At 69.9% G+C, this 16,158-nt stretch carries 14 protein-coding genes; 7 read left to right on the forward strand and 7 right to left on the reverse strand.

Features of this window, described 5'->3' with window-relative positions:
* Nucleotides 1–112 precede the first annotated feature (112 nt).
* Nucleotides 113–1,819 carry a glycerol-3-phosphate dehydrogenase/oxidase gene (locus tag IE198_RS15250; protein ID WP_189886763.1) on the reverse strand — a complete coding sequence of 569 codons (1,707 nt, stop codon included), beginning with the start codon at nt 1,817–1,819 and terminating at the stop codon, nt 113–115.
* Between the two features lie 242 nt (nt 1,820–2,061).
* On the opposite strand from IE198_RS15250, the gene IE198_RS15255 reads away from it, so the two are divergent.
* Both IE198_RS15255 and IE198_RS15260 read left to right on the forward strand, forming a co-directional pair.
* The gene (locus IE198_RS15255; protein WP_189886765.1) at nt 2,062–3,285 is read left to right on the forward strand and encodes a nucleotide sugar dehydrogenase; all 1,224 of its coding nucleotides are present in this window, start codon (nt 2,062–2,064) and stop codon (nt 3,283–3,285) included.
* Between the two features lie 284 nt (nt 3,286–3,569).
* Nucleotides 3,570–4,055 carry a hypothetical protein gene (locus tag IE198_RS15260; protein ID WP_189886767.1) on the forward strand — a complete coding sequence of 162 codons (486 nt, stop codon included), beginning with the start codon at nt 3,570–3,572 and terminating at the stop codon, nt 4,053–4,055.
* 69 nt (nt 4,056–4,124) lie between these two features.
* On the opposite strand, the gene IE198_RS15265 is transcribed toward IE198_RS15260, so the two are convergent.
* The 4 genes from IE198_RS15265 to IE198_RS15280 form a co-directional block, all read right to left on the reverse strand.
* Entirely contained in the window at nt 4,125–5,249 is a 1,125-nt protein-coding gene (locus IE198_RS15265; protein ID WP_189886769.1) for a GuaB3 family IMP dehydrogenase-related protein, read from the reverse strand.
* Nucleotides 5,250–5,357: 108 nt separating this feature from the next.
* Complete coding sequence (gene guaB, locus IE198_RS15270; protein WP_189886771.1) at nt 5,358–6,860, reverse strand: IMP dehydrogenase; 1,503 nt, start codon at nt 6,858–6,860, stop codon at nt 5,358–5,360.
* Between the two features lie 138 nt (nt 6,861–6,998).
* Nucleotides 6,999–7,586 (reverse strand): sigma-70 family RNA polymerase sigma factor, encoded by a 588-nt coding sequence (locus tag IE198_RS15275; protein WP_189886773.1) that lies wholly within the window; start codon nt 7,584–7,586, stop codon nt 6,999–7,001.
* A 221-nt stretch (nt 7,587–7,807) separates the two neighbouring features.
* Nucleotides 7,808–8,419 carry a response regulator transcription factor gene (locus IE198_RS15280; RefSeq protein ID WP_003948568.1) on the reverse strand — a complete coding sequence of 204 codons (612 nt, stop codon included), beginning with the start codon at nt 8,417–8,419 and terminating at the stop codon, nt 7,808–7,810.
* A gap of 504 nt (nt 8,420–8,923) precedes the next feature.
* On the opposite strand from IE198_RS15280, the gene IE198_RS15285 reads away from it, so the two are divergent.
* Nucleotides 8,924–9,247, forward strand: coding sequence for a WhiB family transcriptional regulator (locus tag IE198_RS15285; protein ID WP_189886774.1), 324 nt, complete (start codon nt 8,924–8,926; stop codon nt 9,245–9,247).
* Between the two features lie 304 nt (nt 9,248–9,551).
* On the opposite strand, the gene IE198_RS15290 is transcribed toward IE198_RS15285, so the two are convergent.
* Nucleotides 9,552–10,448: a LysR family transcriptional regulator gene (locus IE198_RS15290; protein WP_189886776.1), complete on the reverse strand. Its 897-nt coding sequence runs from the start codon at nt 10,446–10,448 to the stop codon at nt 9,552–9,554.
* A gap of 81 nt (nt 10,449–10,529) precedes the next feature.
* On the opposite strand from IE198_RS15290, the gene IE198_RS15295 reads away from it, so the two are divergent.
* The 4 genes from IE198_RS15295 (at nt 10,530) to IE198_RS15310 (ending at nt 14,442) form a co-directional block, all read left to right on the forward strand.
* Nucleotides 10,530–11,246, forward strand: a complete 717-nt coding sequence (locus IE198_RS15295; RefSeq protein WP_189886778.1) for an MOSC domain-containing protein — start codon at nt 10,530–10,532, stop codon at nt 11,244–11,246.
* Nucleotides 11,247–11,364: 118 nt separating this feature from the next.
* Nucleotides 11,365–12,876, forward strand: coding sequence for a multicopper oxidase family protein (locus IE198_RS15300; RefSeq protein WP_189886780.1), 1,512 nt, complete (start codon nt 11,365–11,367; stop codon nt 12,874–12,876).
* A gap of 10 nt (nt 12,877–12,886) precedes the next feature.
* Nucleotides 12,887–13,660 (forward strand): SDR family NAD(P)-dependent oxidoreductase, encoded by a 774-nt coding sequence (locus IE198_RS15305; RefSeq protein WP_189886782.1) that lies wholly within the window; start codon nt 12,887–12,889, stop codon nt 13,658–13,660.
* 89 nt (nt 13,661–13,749) lie between these two features.
* Nucleotides 13,750–14,442, forward strand: a complete 693-nt coding sequence (locus IE198_RS15310; RefSeq protein WP_189886784.1) for an ester cyclase — start codon at nt 13,750–13,752, stop codon at nt 14,440–14,442.
* Nucleotides 14,443–14,510: 68 nt separating this feature from the next.
* Here the strand turns inward: IE198_RS15310 and groL are convergent, their stop codons facing one another.
* Nucleotides 14,511–16,139, reverse strand: a complete 1,629-nt coding sequence (groL, locus tag IE198_RS15315; RefSeq protein WP_189886786.1) for a chaperonin GroEL — start codon at nt 16,137–16,139, stop codon at nt 14,511–14,513.
* Nucleotides 16,140–16,158 lie beyond the last annotated feature (19 nt).

Consider the following 16,158-nt stretch of genomic DNA (forward strand, 5'->3'; position numbering starts at 1 on the left):
CTCCCCAACTGGCCTACGCCGGGCCGGTGTCCGCCGTATCAGGCCGGCGGGACGGTCCCTGCGTGCGACGCTCACGACGCAGCGACCCCATGGGCGCTCGGACCGGGAAAACTCAGAGAGGCACGATGTCCGGCGCCCCCAGCCGCGCCGCGTCCGCCGTCAGGTCGTCCGGCTGCCGCTGCGACTCCCGCTCCGCCTCCACCCGCTTCTCGTAGTGCTCGACCTCCTTCTCGATCTGCGCCTTCTCCCAACCGAGGACCGGAGCCATCAACTCGGCGCACTCCCGCGCACTCCGCGTCCCCCGGTCGAACGTCTCGATCGAGATACGGGTGCGCCTCGTCAGCACGTCGTCCAGGTGACGGGCACCCTCGTGCGACGCCGCGTAGACGATCTCGGCCCGCAGATAGTCGTCCGCACCGCCGATCGGATCACCGAGCGTCGGATCCTTTGTGATGAGGGCGAGGAGTTCCTCGGCCAGTGCGCCGTAGCGGTTCAACAGATGCTCGACGCGTACCACATGAAGGCCCGTCCGGGCGGCGATCCTCGCCCTGGAGTTCCACAGGGCGCGGTACCCCTCGGCGCCGAGCAGGGGCGTGTCCTCCGTGACGCACGCGGCGACCCGCTGGTCCAGGCCGTGCACCGCCGCATCAACGGCATCCTTCGCCATCACCCGGTACGTCGTGTACTTCCCGCCGGCCACGACCACGAGGCCGGGCACGGGGTGCGCCACCGTGTGCTCGCGGGAGAGTTTGCTGGTGGCGTCCGACTCGCCGGCGAGCAGCGGCCGGAGCCCCGCGTACACCCCTTGGACGTCGTCCCGGGTGAGCGGCACGGCCAGCACCGTGTTGACGTGCTCCAGCAGATAGTCGATGTCGGCGCTGGAGGCGGCCGGGTGCGCCTTGTCGAGGTCCCAGCCGGTGTCGGTCGTGCCGACGATCCAGTGCCGCCCCCAGGGGATGACGAACAGCACGGACTTCTCGGTCCGCAGGATCAACCCGGTCGTGGAATGGATCCGGTCCTTGGGCACGACCAGATGGATGCCTTTGGATGCCCGCACATGGAACTGTCCGCGCTGCCCGATCAGCGCTTGGGTGTCATCCGTCCACACCCCTGTGGCGTTGACGATCTGACGGGCCCTGATCTCGTACTCACCGCCGGCCTCGACGTCGAGCACCCGGGCGCCCACGACCCGCTCGCCCTCCCGCAGGAAGCCGACCACCCTGGCCCGGCTCGCGACGTGGGCCCCGTAGCTCGCGGCCGTGCGCACCAGGGTCGTCACGAAGCGGGCGTCGTCCATCTGGGCGTCGTAGTACTGCAGGGCGCCGACCAGGGCGTCCTTCTTCAGGGCGGGCGCGACCCGCAGCGCGCGCCGCCGCGAGAGATGGCGGTGGACGGGCAGCCCGCGCCCGTGGCCGGAGGACACCGACATCGCGTCGTACAGCGCGACGCCCGAGCCCGCGTACAGCCGCTCCCAGCCCTTGTGCTGGAGCGGGTAGAGGAACGGCACCGGCTTGACCAGGTGGGGGGCCAGTCGCTCCAACAGCAGCCCGCGCTCCTTGAGCGCCTCCCTCACCAGGGCGAAGTCGAGCATTTCCAGATAGCGCAGGCCGCCGTGGATCAGCTTGCTCGACCTGCTGGAGGTGCCCGACGCCCAGTCGCGCGCCTCCACCAGACCGGTCGACAGTCCTCGTGTCGCGGCGTCGAGCGCCGTGCCGGCTCCGACCACGCCGGCGCCCACCACCAGCACGTCCAGTTCACGCTCGGCCATCCCGGCGAGCGCCTCGGCGCGCTCCGCGGGTCCCAGTGTCGATGTCCTCACTGCTGCCTCCCGTCGCCCCCGTGCGTTTCCTGCGGTCGGTCTCACAACGTCGAACTCACACGTCGATTCTGTCCGCAGTCGCCGACTTCAGCCACCGCCTGTGGATAACACTCGGACGGCCAGAGGCCCACAATCCGACAGAACGGTCATATTTACGCCTAGTCTGACATTGCGCGTGCCCGTTCTGCCCACAGGGCTTGCGTTCACTGTCCCCTTTGGCTATGGGAAGGACGGCCACAGCCATGCCCGCCGATCTCGCCGTCATCGGACTCGGCCATCTCGGTCTGCCGCTCGCCCAGGCCGCCGTGGCCGCAGGCATCGAAACCATCGGCTACGACCCCGACCCACGCCAGCTCACGGAGCCCGCCGCTGGAGTGACACCCGCCGACATCCGGCGCATGGTCTCCAGCGGATTCCGCAACGTCACCGACCCGGCCGAACTCGGCCGCGTACGCACCGCCGTCATCTGCGTCCCCACCCCGATGGGCGCGGACGGCACTCTGGACCTGACCGCGCTCACCGACGCCGCTCGGGCCCTCGCGTCCCGGCTGCGCCCCCATACGACGGTCCTGCTGGAGTCGGCGGTCGAGCCCGGCACCACGGAGGACTTCCTGCGGCCCCTGCTCGAAGAGGGCTCCGGCCTGCGCGCCGGCCGGGACTTCCACCTGGCCTACTCCCCCAGCCGCACCGACCCCGGCCGCCGCACCCACGGGTACGCCAACACGCCGAAGGTCATCGGCGGGCTGACCCCCGCCTGCACCGAGTCCGCCGCAGCCTTCTACGCCAGGCTGACCGACAAGGTGGTCCGCGCCCGCGGACTGCGCGAGGCGGAGACCGTCAAGGTCCTCGAGACGAACTTCCGGCACGTGAACATCGCGCTGGTCAACGAGATGTCGGTGCTCTGCCACGACCTCGGCGTCGACCTCTGGGACGTCATCCGCTGCGCAGAGACCAAGCCCTTCGGCTTCCAGGCCTTCCGACCCGGCCCCGGGGTCGGCGGCCACGGCGTCCCCCTCGACCCCGGCCACGCGCCGGGCCGCCCGCTGCGCATGGTGGGCCTCGCCCAGGAGATCAACGCCCGGATGCCCCAGTACGTCGTCCGGCGCTGCGCCACCCTCCTCAACGAACACGGCAAGTCGGCCCGCGGTGCCCGCGTCCTGCTCCTGGGCGTCACCTACAAGCCGGACCTCGCCGACCTGCAGGGATCACCGGCCACCGAACTGGCCCGCCGTCTGATGGACCTCGGCGCGTCCGTGAGCTACCACGATCCCTACGTCCCCGACTGGCGCGTGGGCGAACTCCCCGTCCCGCGCGCCGACTCGCTGTACGAGGCGGCCGCCGCCGCGGACCTGACGGTCCTGGTGCAGCACCACCGCACCTACGACCTCCAGGGCTTGGCGGTCAAGGCCCAACTCCTGCTGGACACAAGGGGAGCGACTCCGGCGGGAGCCGCACACCGCCTTTGATCCCTTGCTCCCGGACCGGCCGGTCGCCGGGCTGTTGGCGTTCACGACGTACTCCCGCGAGCCATGGACCGTAGGGGTCGCGGGAGGCACGCTGCCGTGCATCGGATGGTCTTCCGCGCATGCTCGGGGACCGGCCGGCCTGAGCCGACACTCTCTCAGGAATCCGACACCGTCCTTACAACGGTCATATAACCGAATGCCGCACCGTCGGACCGGACTGCTAGTCTCCGGGACCGCCGCTCGCACGATCGTGCGACGCGTTCGATCCCAGGGGGAGTTCCGCCATGAGCCAGCCCGTCCCGCCGCCGTCCGGCAACCCGTTCGCCGGTGACGCCCAGTACGCACCCGCCCCGCCGCCGGCCCCGGTCCGCAACAACATCGGCCTCGGCATCGCCGCCGCCGTCGTCACCGCGCTGGTCACCGCGGGCATCTACGGCGCCATCGCCGGCTCCATCGAGGCCGAGGTCGGCTACGCGGCCGTCGCCGTCGGCTTCCTCATCGGTTTCGTCGCCGCCAAGGCCGGCGGCCCCAACCCGGTCCTGGCCGTCGTGAGCGCCGTGCTCGGCATCGGCGCCGTGTACCTGGGCCAGTTGGTCGGTATCGCGATGATCCTCGGCGACATGGGCGGCGGCTCGTTCGGCGAGATCTTCTTCCAGCACTTCGGCGACCTGACGAAGGTGTGGAAGGAGGCCGCGGACGGCATGACGTACGTCTTCCTCGCCATCGCCGCGGTCACCGCGTTCGCCGGCGCCAAGAAGGCCAACGCCTGACGCGCACTCAGCACATGGGAAGGGCCCGGCACCGAAGTGCCGGGCCCTTCCCATGTGTACGGCCGGAAGTCAGCGGCGGTGCTGCGAGTCCGCCACCGTGACCTCGACGCGCTGGAACTCCTTGAGCTCGCTGTAGCCCGTCGTCGCCATCGCCCGGCGCAGCGCGCCGAAGAAGTTCATCGAACCGTCAGGGGTGTGCGAGGGCCCGGTGAGGATCTCCTCCGTGGTGCCCACGATGCCCAGGTCCACCAGCTTGCCCCGCGGCACGTCCTCGTGGACGGCCTCCATGCCCCAGTGGTGGCCCTTGCCCGGTGCGTCGGTGGCGCGGGCCAGCGGCGAGCCGATCATCACCGCGTCGGCACCGCACGCGATTGCCTTCGGCAGGTCGCCGGACCAGCCGACGCCGCCGTCCGCGATGACGTGGACGTAGCGGCCGCCGGACTCGTCCATGTAGTCGCGGCGGGCCGCGGCCACGTCCGCGACGGCGGTCGCCATCGGGACCTGGATGCCCAGCACGTTACGGGTGGTGTGCGCGGCGCCACCGCCGAATCCCACCAGGACACCCGCCGCACCGGTGCGCATCAGGTGCAGGGCCGCGGTGTACGTGGCACAGCCGCCGACGATGACCGGAACGTCGAGCTCGTAGATGAACTGCTTGAGGTTCAGCGGTTCGGCGGCGCCGGAGACGTGCTCGGCGGAGACGGTCGTGCCGCGGATGACGAAGATGTCGACGCCCGCGTCCACGACGGCCTTCGAGAACTGCGCGGTGCGCTGCGGGGAGAGCGCGGCGGCGGTGACGACACCGGAGTCGCGCACCTCCTTGATGCGCTGCCCGATCAGCTCCTCCTGGATGGGGGCCGCATAGATCTCCTGCAGCCTGCGCGTCGCGCTCGCCTCGTCCATCTCGGCGATCTCGTCCAGCAGCGGCTGCGGGTCCTCGTATCGGGTCCACAGGCCCTCGAGGTTCAGTACGCCCAGGCCGCCCATCTCGCCGATGCGGATGGCGGTCTGCGGGGAGACCACGGAGTCCATCGGCGCGGCCAAGAAGGGCAGCTCGAAGCGGTAGGCGTCGATCTGCCAGGCGATCGAGACCTCCTTCGGGTCCCGCGTACGCCGACTCGGCACGACGGCGATGTCGTCGAACGCGTACGCCCGGCGGCCGCGCTTGCCGCGCCCGATCTCGATCTCAGTCACGTGTGTGGCCTTTCCTTCTGCATCTGCGCCTGGGCCCTACCAGTATCCCCGACGCACACGTGAGGGGCGGCCCCGGCAACCCCGGGACCGCCCCTGTCACGCGGGGGACTACTTCCTGCCGTAGTTCGGCGCCTCGACCGTCATCTGGATGTCGTGCGGGTGGCTCTCCTTGAGCCCCGCCGAGGTGATCCGCACGAACCGGCCGCGGTCCTGCAGCTGAGGCACGGTGCGCCCGCCGACGTAGAACATCGACTGGCGCAGACCGCCCACCAGCTGGTGGACGACCGCGGAGAGCGGGCCGCGGTAGGGCACCTGGCCCTCGATGCCCTCGGGCACCAGCTTCTCGTCCGAGGCGACGCCCTCCTGGAAGTAGCGGTCCTTGGAGAAGGAGCGCTGCTCGCCACGGGACTGCATCGCGCCGAGCGAACCCATGCCGCGGTACGACTTGAACTGCTTGCCGTTGATGAACATCAGCTCACCCGGAGACTCCTCGCAGCCGGCCAGCAGCGAGCCGAGCATCACCGTGTCCGCGCCCGCGACCAGTGCCTTCGCGATGTCGCCCGAATACTGCAGACCGCCGTCGCCGATGACCGGGATGCCGGCCGCCTTGGCGGCGAGCGAGGCCTCGTAGATCGCGGTCACCTGCGGGACGCCGATGCCGGCGACCACGCGGGTGGTGCAGATGGAGCCCGGGCCGACACCGACCTTGATGCCGTCGACACCGGCGTCGATCAGCGCCTGGGCGCCGTCCTTGGTGGCGATGTTGCCGCCGATGACGTCGACGCCGGACGCATTCGACTTGATCTTTGCCACCATGTCGCCGACCAGCCGGGAGTGGCCGTGCGCGGTGTCGACGACGATGAAGTCGACACCGGCCTCGATCAGCGCCTGGGACCGCTCGAAGGCGTCGCCCGCCACGCCGACCGCCGCGCCGACCAGCAGTCGGCCGTCCTTGTCCTTGGCGGCGTTCGGGTACTTCTCGGCCTTGACGAAGTCCTTGACCGTGATCAGGCCCTTGAGGATGCCCGCGTCGTCGACCAGCGGAAGCTTCTCGATCTTGTGGCGGCGCAGCAGCTCCATGGCGTCCACGCCGGAGATGCCCACCTTGCCGGTGACCAGCGGCATCGGGGTCATGACCTCGCGCACCTGGCGCGCACGGTCCGACTCGAAGGCCATGTCACGGTTGGTGACGATGCCGAGCAGCTTGCCCGCGGCGTCGGTGACCGGCACGCCGCTGATGCGGAACTTGGCGCACAGCTGGTCCGCCTCCGCGAGCGTCGCGTCCGGGTGCACGGTGATCGGGTCGCTGACCATGCCGGACTCGGAGCGCTTGACCAGGTCGACCTGGTTGGCCTGGTCGGCGATGGAGAGGTTGCGGTGCAGCACGCCCACGCCGCCCTGCCGGGCCATGGCGATCGCCATGCGCGCTTCGGTCACCTTGTCCATGGCGGCGGACAGCAGCGGGATGTTCACCCGCACGTTCTTCGAGATGTACGAGGAGGTGTCGATCTGGTCGGGCGCCATGTCGGAGGCACCCGGCAGCAGAAGCACATCGTCGTAGGTCAGCCCGAGTGTCGCGAATTTCTCGGGCACTCCGTCGACGTTGGTCATGACACCTTCCCCAAATGGCCTTGATCCCTGCGAATGTCCATGCTAACGGCCCGAGGAGCCGTCTCATTCCACGATCAAGATCGATGAGCAGCTTTGTACGTTCACACGACAGTCATACGGAGATCGCCGGCGAGCGGTTCACTGCTCGGCCAGCGCCCGCAGCCTGCTGAGCGCACGGTGCTGGGCGACCCGGACCGCGCCCGGCGACATCCCCAGCATCTGGCCGGTCTCCTCCGCGGTCAGCCCGACGGCGACCCTGAGCACCAGCAGCTCGCGCTGGTTCTCCGGCAGATTGGCGAGCAGCTTCTTGGCCCACTCCGCGTCGTCGCTGAGCAGCGCCCGCTCCTCCGGGCCGAGCGAGTCGTCCGGCCGCTCGGGCATCTCGTCGGACGGCACGGCCGTGGATCCCGGATGACGCATCGCCGCGCGCTGCAGATCGGCGACCTTGTGGGAGGCGATGGCGAAGACGAACGCCTCGAAGGGCCGGCCGGTGTCCTTGTACCGCGGCAGCGCCATCAGCACCGCGACGCAGACCTCCTGCGCCAGGTCCTCGACGAAGTGCCTGGCGTCACCGGGCAGCCGGCTCAGCCGCGAGCGGCAGAAACGCAACGCGAGCGGATGGACGTGCGCCAGCAGATCGTGCGTCGCCTGCTCGTCGCCGTCGACGGCTCGGTGCACGAGTGCCCCGATGGCCCCCTGGGCGGTCACCGCCTCGTCGTCGCGCATCGGTCCATGGTGCCTCGGCCCACGACCGTCCGTGGCACCGCGTCCCGTGTTGTGCACCGAAGCGTTATGAGCAGGTGCGCCGGAACTCATCTCCTGCGCCCTCCCCTCCCGCTCGACCGACTCGTCCCCGAGGAACTCCACACCTCAAGGATGCGGCATCGCGCGGGAAACGGATGCCCTCGGGCATCCGTCACCCCCGCGCCGCCCTCTTCGTACGGTCCTCAGCGGACCAGGCCCCAGCGGAATCCGAGCGCCACCGCGTGCGCCCGGTCCGAGGCTCCGAGCTTCTTGAACAGCCGCCTGGCGTGCGTCTTCACCGTGTCCTCCGAGAGGAACAACTCGCGCCCGATCTCCGCATTGGAGCGGCCGTGGCTCATGCCCTCGAGGACCTGGATCTCACGCGCGGTGAGCGTGGGCGCGGCGCCCATCTCGGCCGAGCGGAGCCGACGCGGGGCGAGCCGCCAGGTCGGGTCGGCGAGCGCCTGCGTGACGGTCGCGCGCAGCTCGGCGCGAGAGGCATCCTTGTGCAGATAGCCGCGGGCACCGGCGGCGACCGCGAGCGCGACGCCGTCGAGGTCCTCGGCGACGGTCAGCATGATGATCCGCGCGCCGGGGTCCGCGGACAGCAGGCGGCGCACGGTCTCGACGCCGCCCAGTCCGGGCATGCGTACGTCCATCAGAATCAGGTCCGAACGATCGGCGCCCCAGCGGCGGAGGACTTCCTCGCCGTTGGCCGCGGTCGTCACGCGCTCGACGCCGGGCACGGTCGCGACCGCGCGGCGGAGCGCCTCTCGGGCAAGCGGGGAGTCGTCGCAGACGAGGACGGATGTCATGGCCGCCCTCCGCAGCTGATGCGCGTCACCTTGAGCCTCCAGGCTGGGTACGTTTCTTCACCTGTGCGGTTGAACGCTCTCGGACATGTGCCCGAGAGCTTGTTCTTTCAACCGCCTCCGCCCTCTCAACGACGGTCACTCGAAAGAGTTACGGGTCGTATGCAGCACTTCCGCACGCTGCGTGAGGGAGCCGTCGGACACGCGTGAGCACCGGTTCCGCGGGCCTCGGGCGGCCCGTCGCGGCGCCGTCCAGGTTTCACCGACGGCAGGCGGAGCACCCGTTCTCCTCGGTTGCGGGTCCTGCCCCATTCAGCGGCTTTTCTTCCCTTTTTCCAGTGTCTGTGGCTAGATTCGCAATGAGTCATATTTACATCTACTTACACAGCAGATGTACGGTCGTTGGCACGGTGCTGGTGCCGGATCCGGCGCACGTCCGGTCGGCGTCCCGCCCGTTTCCGACCTGGTCCTGTATCCACCCAGCACGGTTTCAAGGGGACATGCGCCATGGCAGATTTCTCTCGCCTTCCCGGACCCAACGCCGATCTGTGGGACTGGCAGCTCCTCGCGGCATGCCGTGGGGTCGACAGCTCGCTCTTCTTCCACCCGGAAGGCGAGCGGGGCGCGGCGCGCAGCGCGCGCGAGAACTCGGCGAAGGAGGTCTGCATGAGGTGCCCGGTACGGGCCGAGTGCGCGGCGCATGCGCTGGCCGTACGGGAGCCCTACGGCGTCTGGGGCGGACTGACCGAGGACGAGCGCGAGGAGCTCATGGGGCGAGCACGCCACCGGCTGATCCCCGCCACGAGTGCGGGGGGTGCGGTACCCAACTGACGAGCGCGCCGCGCCCACGAACAGAAGAAACGTTCCTTCATATGGACTGCCCTGCGGCCGGTGATTCGGCCCCACCGATGCGCAGATGTTCCGGCCCCCGGCCCTGACGGACGGGGGCCGTAGATCGTCCGGGACCGGCGACGACCGCCCCGCCTCCGCGCCCCGGCCGGGCCACAGCGCGATGCGGATACCGGAAAGCAGTCCTGGGCACGCCCCCGGAGCGGCACCGGACGCAAGCGCTCCGTGACCGGGCCGGGGAAAGCAACGCGTAACCCGGTCCGCCGCCACCCGAGGGCCGGGCCGGTCAGCGGACGGACGCGCGCGCGAGTTGGGTCAGGGTCGCGGAGACGGCCGGCACCTGGGCCAGGTCGGGGAGGGTGAGCGCCACGATCTCGCGGCTGACGGCCGGCTCGACCGTCACCAGCCGGGCCTTCTTGGGCCGTACCGACTCCAGTGCCAGCTCGGGCAGTACGGCCACGCCGAGACCCGCGCCGACCAGCCCGATCACCGCCGGGTAGTCGTCGGTGGCGAAGTCGATGCGCGGGGTGAAGCCCGCCTCCTCGCAGACGTCAACGAGCTGCCGGCGGCATCGGGGACAGCCCGCGATCCACGACTCCTCCGCAAGGTCCCCGATGGCGACCGACGTAGCTTCGGCGAGCCGGTGCCCCTCGGGCACCAGCCCGACGAGCCGGTCGGTGAGCAGGGGCCGCACCACCAGGTCGTCCCATTCCGACTCCGCGCCGGCCGGGCCGTACCGGAAGGCGAGCGCCACGTCGCAGTCACCCTCGCGCAGCATCTCCACCGAGCGCGGCGGCTCGGCGTCGACGAGGTAGACACGCGTGCCCGGGTGGGCGGCGCGCAGGGCGGCCAGCGCGGTGGGCACCAGCGTGGAGCTGCCGCTGGGGAACGAGACGAGGCGCACCCGGCCCGCCCGGAGCCCGGCGATCGCCGCGACCTCCTCCTCTGCCGCGGTGAGCCCGGCGAGGATGCCTGCCGCATGCCGGACGAGCGCTTCACCGGCCTGGGTGAGGCGCATCTCGCGGCCGGTCCGGATCAGCAGCGGGGTGCCCGCGGAGCTCTCGAGCGCCTTCATCTGCTGGCTGACCGCGGGCTGGGTGCAGCCGAGTTCACGGGCGGCCGCGGAGAACGAACCGGTGGCGGCGACGGCACGCAGGACGCGGAGGTGGCGGGCTTCTATCACCCCGAAAGCATAAGGGATGCTTGGGGGAGTGAGCGAGAATTCGCTGGCTGCTTTGAGGAGGGGGCGATTAGCGTACCCGGCATGAAGCTCTTGACCGTGAACCTGGGGCGGCCGAAGGCCGTCGACTACTCCGATGCGCCTGACGGCACGACCGGTATCGACAAGCGCCCGGTTGACTGGCCCGTCCGGGTGACGGACCCCGGCCCCAAGGGGCAGGGGGCGAGCGGAGTGTCCGGCGACGCGGTCTGCGATCTGCGCCACCACGGGGGGACGGACCAGGCCGTCTACGCGTTCGCCCGGGAGGATCTCGACGCCTGGGAAAGGGAGTTGGGGCGTCCGCTCGCCAACGGCACATTCGGCGAGAACCTCACCACGAGCGGCGTGGACGTCACCGGCGCCAGGATCGGCGAGCGCTGGCGCGTCGGCGACTCGCTGGTGCTGGAGGTCACCTCCGGCCGCGTCCCGTGCCGCACGTTCGCGGGTCGGCTCGGGGAGAAGGGCTGGGTCAAGCGCTTCACCGCGAACGGCGCCTCCGGCGCGTATCTGCGGGTGATCGTGCCTGGCGAGATCCGCTCGGGCGACCCGATCGAGATCGTGCACCGGCCGGAGCACGACGTGACGGTGGCGATGGCGTTCCGGGCGGAGACGACCGAGCGGACGCTGCTGCCCCGGGTGCTCGTCGCCGGTGAGGCCCTCCATGCCGAACTGCTGAAGGGCGCCCGCGAGTACGTCGCCAAGTACGGCCCCGCGCCCCAGCCAGACCCGGTCTCCGGCCGCACCGCGCAAGGCACCCCGTAGGGCGCCGCCGGGACGGCGCCGCGTGGGGGAAACCCCTGAGACGACGGGCCGTTGGATCGGGGATCGCTGGGGGCGTCCCCCGATACCACCGCTCACGCCCGGCCGTGACGCTGAAGACATGTCCCCTCTCAGGCGCGTCCTGGTCGCCCTCTCCGTCGCCGGCGTCGTCCTCGGTCTCGCGCTCGGCGGCGGAGCGCTGTGGCTCTACTCGGACGCCAAGGTGTCCACCGCCGGTACCGAGTTCACCCGGGAGCTGGCCGTACCGCCGCTCGCCCGGTCGACGGTGCGGAGCGACGGCACCCGCGTCTTCGATCTGACGATGCAGGCCGGGCACAGGGAATTCAGGGCCGGGGCGAAGACACCCACCTGGGGCTTCAACGGTGACCACCTGGGGCCGACCCTGCGTGCGAAGCGCGGTGAGAAGGTCCGGGTGCTGGTCAGAAACATGCTGGACGAGGCGTCCACGGTCCACTGGCACGGCATGCATCTGTCGGCGCGGATGGATGGCGGACCGCACCAGATGGTGGCGCCCGGCGCGTCCTGGGCCCCGCACTGGACGGTCGACCAGCCGGCCGCGACCCTCTGGTACCACCCGCATCCGCACGGGCGGACCGAGAAGCATGTGCAGCGGGGACTGGCAGGAATGTTCCTGCTGAACGACGAGAGGTCGGCGAAGCTCCCGCTCCCGAAGAGATACGGCATCGACGACCTGCCGGTCGTGGTCCAGGACGTGACCTTCGACGGCGTGCACTTCGAACACGGGCGCAGACTGATGGCCAACAGCGGGTTCCTCGGCGACCGGACGATGGTCAACGGCACGCTCGCCCCCTACAAGGTGGTCAAGGACGAGCTGGTGCGGCTGCGGCTGCTCAACGCCTCCACCGCCCGGGTCTACGACTTCGGCTTCACCGACGACCGGCGGTTCTCGCTCATCGGCACGGACGGCGGGCTGACGGAGCAGCCGGTCGCCATGGACCGGGTGCAGTTGTCGCCCGGAGAGCGGGCCGAGATCGTGGTGCGGATGGAACCGGGCGAACGGGCGGTGCTGCGCAGCTTCCCGCAGAAGAACTACGGCGACTTCTGGCAGACGCGCTTCAACGGCGGCGACGACACCTTCGACGTCCTCGAACTGCGGGCCGCCGACCACCTGCGCCCCTCCCCCGAACTTCCGGCCGCGCTCGGCGAACCGGAACTCCCTGACGGCTCCGACTCCGTACGCAGCCGGTCGTTCGGGCTGCAGATGTCCGGGATCAACGGCAAGGCCATGGCCATGGACCGGATCGACGAGACGGTCACCCGTGGCATGTCGGAGATCTGGACCGTGCGCAACCACGACGGCGTCCCGCACAACTTCCATGTGCACGACGTGCAGTTCAGGGTGCTCGAGGTGGACGGCCGGGAGCCGCCGCCCGAGCTGCGGGGCGCCAAGGACACGGTCTTCGTGCCCGGCGGCAGGACCGTGAAGCTCGCACTGCGGTTCACCGGACCAGCGGACCCGGACACTCCGTACATGTACCACTGTCACCTCCTGTACCACGAGGACGGCGGCATGATGGGGCAGTTCGTGGTCGTCGAGAAGGGACAGCAGGCGGGGAAGGTGCGTACACCGCACTCACACACGGGGCATTAACGTGCCCCGTATGACGACTGCACTGATCACGGGAGCAACGGCGGGCATCGGCGCCGCCTTCGCACGGCGGCTCGCGGCCGACGGCCACAACCTGGTGCTGGTGGCCCGCGACACCAAGCGGCTGCAGGAGCAGGCCACCGAGCTCCACGACCGCCACGGCATCGAGGCGGAGGTGCTGACCGCGGACCTGTCCGAGGAGGACGGGATCACCGCGGTCGAGCAGCGCCTCGCGGACCGAACCCACCCCGTCGACCTGCTGGTCAACAACGCGGGTTTCGGGAACAAGGGACGCTTTCTGGAAGTGCCCATGGCCGACGAACTGACGATGCTGAAGGTGCACTGCGAGGCGGTGCTGCGCCTGACGGCCGCCGCGGCCCAGCCGATGCGCGAGCGCGGCCGGGGCGGTGTGGTGAACGTGGCCTCGGTCGCCGCATTCGTGCCGCGCGGCACCTACGGCGCGTCGAAGGCGTGGGTCGTGCAGTTCACGCAGGGTGCGGCCAGGGACCTGGCGGGTACGGGAGTGCGTCTGATGGCGCTGTGCCCCGGTTTCGTACGGACCGAGTTCCACCAGCGGGCCGGGATGGGCACGGACAACATTCCCGGCTGGATGTGGCTGGACGCGGACAAGCTGGTGGCGGCGGCGCTCGCGGACCTGGCCAAGGGGAAGTCGCTCTCCATCCCCGATCCGCGGTACAAGGCGCTGATGGGCGTGGTGAAGCTGGCGCCGCGCGGACTGCTGGGCGGGCTCTCGTCGAGGACGGGCAGGAAGTACGGGCCGCAGTAGTGGCCCGCGATCACATACCGCACGGGATGTGACTTGCATCACTAAAATGGACGTATCCCCTCGGGGGCCCCAGCGGCTCGGGAGGCGCCATGAAGTTCGTACAGATCATCGACTACAAGACCGCCAGGTTCGACGACTTGAACGCGGCCATGGACAAGTGGGTCGAACAGACGAAGGGCAAGCGGACCACCGGCCACGCACTCACGGGAAAGGACCGCACCGACAGCAACCACTACGTCGACATCGTCGAGTTCCCCTCGTACGAAGAGGCGATGAAGAACTCGCATCTGCCGGAGACGGACAAGATGTTCCAGGAGATGGTGGCGCTCTGCGACGGCATGCCCTCGTTCACGGACCTCGACGTGGTCCGTGAGGAACAGCTGAACGCCGCCACCGCCCGCCGCTTCTTCCACGAGATCGCGGCCGGCGGGAATCTGGACGCCATCGGCGAGGTGTTCGCGGCCGACTACATCGACCACGACATCGCCAACGAGGAGGAGTCCGAGACCGGCATGGACGTCATACGCCGCGACCTCACCATGTGGCGCGGCGCCTTCGACTTCACCTTCGAGCTCGACCGGCAGATCACCGAAGGCGACGACGTGGTGACGCTGTGGACCTGGAGCGGCAAGCACAAGGGCGACTTCCAGGGCATCCCCGCCACCGGTGAGCAGTGCACCATGACCGGAACGACGGTCTTCCGCTTCGAGGACGCAAAGATCAAGGAAGGCTGGTGGCACTTCGACATGATGCGGCTGATGCGTCGGCTCGGCGCCATGTAGGACCGTGCCACGGAGGAAGGCCCCCGGCCCGCTCTGCGGGACGGGGGCCTTCTGCGGTGCTTGTCGCGTCAGTGGCTGTGGCCGTGACCGTGGCCGTGACCCCCGTCGGCCTCCTCCTCGGCCGGCTTCTCGACGACCAGGGTCTCGGTCGTGAGCAGCAGGGAGGCGATGGAGGCAGCGTTCTCCAGAGCGGAGCGCGTGACCTTGACCGGGTCGATGACGCCGGCCTTGACCAGGTCGCCGTACTCGCCGGTGGCGGCGTTGAAGCCGTTGCCCTTGTCGAGCTCGGCCACCTTGGAGGTGATGACGTATCCCTCGAGGCCGGCGTTCTCCGCGATCCAGCGCAGCGGCTCGACGGCGGCGCGGCGGACGACGGCGACACCGGTGGCCTCGTCGCCCTCCTTGCCCAGGTTGCCGTCGAGCACCTTCACGGCGTGGACCAGCGCGGAGCCACCACCGGAGACGATGCCCTCCTCGACCGCGGCGCGGGTCGCGGAGATGGCGTCCTCCAGACGGTGCTTCTTCTCCTTCAGCTCCACCTCGGTGGCGGCGCCGACCTTGATCACGCACACGCCGCCGGCCAGCTTGGCGAGGCGCTCCTGGAGCTTCTCGCGGTCCCAGTCGGAGTCGGTGGTCTCGATCTCGGCCTTGATCTGGTTGACGCGGCCCTTGACGTCCTCGGAGTTGCCGCCACCGTCGACGATGGTGGTTTCGTCCTTGGTGATGGTCACGCGGCGGGCGTTGCCCAGCACGTCCAGACCGGCCTGGTCGAGCTTGAGGCCGACCTCCTCGGCGATGACGGTGGCACCGGTGAGGGTGGCCATGTCGCCGAGCATCGCCTTGCGGCGGTCGCCGAAGCCGGGGGCCTTGACGGCCACCGCGTTGAAGGTGCCGCGGATCTTGTTCACGACCAGGGTCGACAGGGCCTCGCCCTCGACGTCCTCGGCGATGATCAGCAACGGCTTGGAGCCACCGGCCTGGATGACCTTCTCCAGCAGCGGGAGCAGGTCCTGGATGGAGGAGATCTTGCCCTGGTGGATCAGGATGTACGGGTCGTCGAGGACGGCCTCCATACGCTCCTGGTCGGTCACCATGTACGGGGACAGATAGCCCTTGTCGAAGGCCATGCCCTCGGTGAAGTCGAGCTCCAGACCGAAGGTGTTGGACTCCTCGACGGTGATGACACCGTCCTTGCCGACCTTGTCCATCGCCTCGGCGATGAGCTCGCCCACCTGCTGGTCCTGCGCGGAGAGCGCGGCCACGGCGGCGATGTCGGTCTTGTCCTCGATCGGGCGGGCGGTCGCGAGCAGCTCGTCGCAGACGGCCTTGACCGCGGCGTCGATCCCCTTCTTCAGGGCGGCCGGGGAGGCACCGGCGGCGACGTTGCGCAGACCCTCGCGGACCAGCGCCTGGGCCAGCACGGTGGCGGTGGTCGTACCGTCACCCGCGATGTCGTTGGTCTTGGTCGCCACCTCCTTCACCAGCTGGGCGCCCAGGTTCTCGTACGGGTCCTCGACCTCGACCTCGCGGGCGATGGTGACACCGTCGTTGGTGATGGTGGGAGCGCCGAACTTCTTGTCGATGACGACGTTGCGGCCGCGGGGGCCGATCGTCACCTTGACCGTGTCGGCAAGCTTGTTGACGCCGCGCTCGAGGGCGCGACGGGCGTCCTCGTCGAACTTCAGGATCTTCGCCATGGGAGCGGTTCAGCCCTCT

Origin of the sequence: Streptomyces xantholiticus (genome assembly GCF_014651015.1) — a bacterium.
Classification (GTDB): Bacteria; Actinomycetota; Actinomycetes; order Streptomycetales; family Streptomycetaceae; genus Streptomyces; species Streptomyces xantholiticus.

Excerpts from the sequence above, each read along its gene's own strand:
- groL (WP_189886786.1), bottom strand. The coding sequence starts at position 16,139 with ATGGCGAAGATCCTGAAGTTCGACGAGGACGCCCGTCGCGCCCTCGAG.
- guaB (WP_189886771.1), bottom strand. The coding sequence starts at position 6,860 with ATGACCAACGTCGACGGAGTGCCCGAGAAATTCGCGACACTCGGGCTG.
- IE198_RS15255 (WP_189886765.1), top strand. The coding sequence starts at position 2,062 with ATGCCCGCCGATCTCGCCGTCATCGGACTCGGCCATCTCGGTCTGCCG.
- IE198_RS15305 (WP_189886782.1), top strand. The coding sequence starts at position 12,887 with ATGACGACTGCACTGATCACGGGAGCAACGGCGGGCATCGGCGCCGCC.
- IE198_RS15310 (WP_189886784.1), top strand. The coding sequence starts at position 13,750 with ATGAAGTTCGTACAGATCATCGACTACAAGACCGCCAGGTTCGACGAC.
- IE198_RS15280 (WP_003948568.1), bottom strand. The coding sequence starts at position 8,419 with ATGACATCCGTCCTCGTCTGCGACGACTCCCCGCTTGCCCGAGAGGCG.
- IE198_RS15295 (WP_189886778.1), top strand. The coding sequence starts at position 10,530 with ATGAAGCTCTTGACCGTGAACCTGGGGCGGCCGAAGGCCGTCGACTAC.
- IE198_RS15300 (WP_189886780.1), top strand. The coding sequence starts at position 11,365 with ATGTCCCCTCTCAGGCGCGTCCTGGTCGCCCTCTCCGTCGCCGGCGTC.
- IE198_RS15275 (WP_189886773.1), bottom strand. The coding sequence starts at position 7,586 with ATGCGCGACGACGAGGCGGTGACCGCCCAGGGGGCCATCGGGGCACTC.
- IE198_RS15260 (WP_189886767.1), top strand. The coding sequence starts at position 3,570 with ATGAGCCAGCCCGTCCCGCCGCCGTCCGGCAACCCGTTCGCCGGTGAC.
- IE198_RS15285 (WP_189886774.1), top strand. The coding sequence starts at position 8,924 with ATGGCAGATTTCTCTCGCCTTCCCGGACCCAACGCCGATCTGTGGGAC.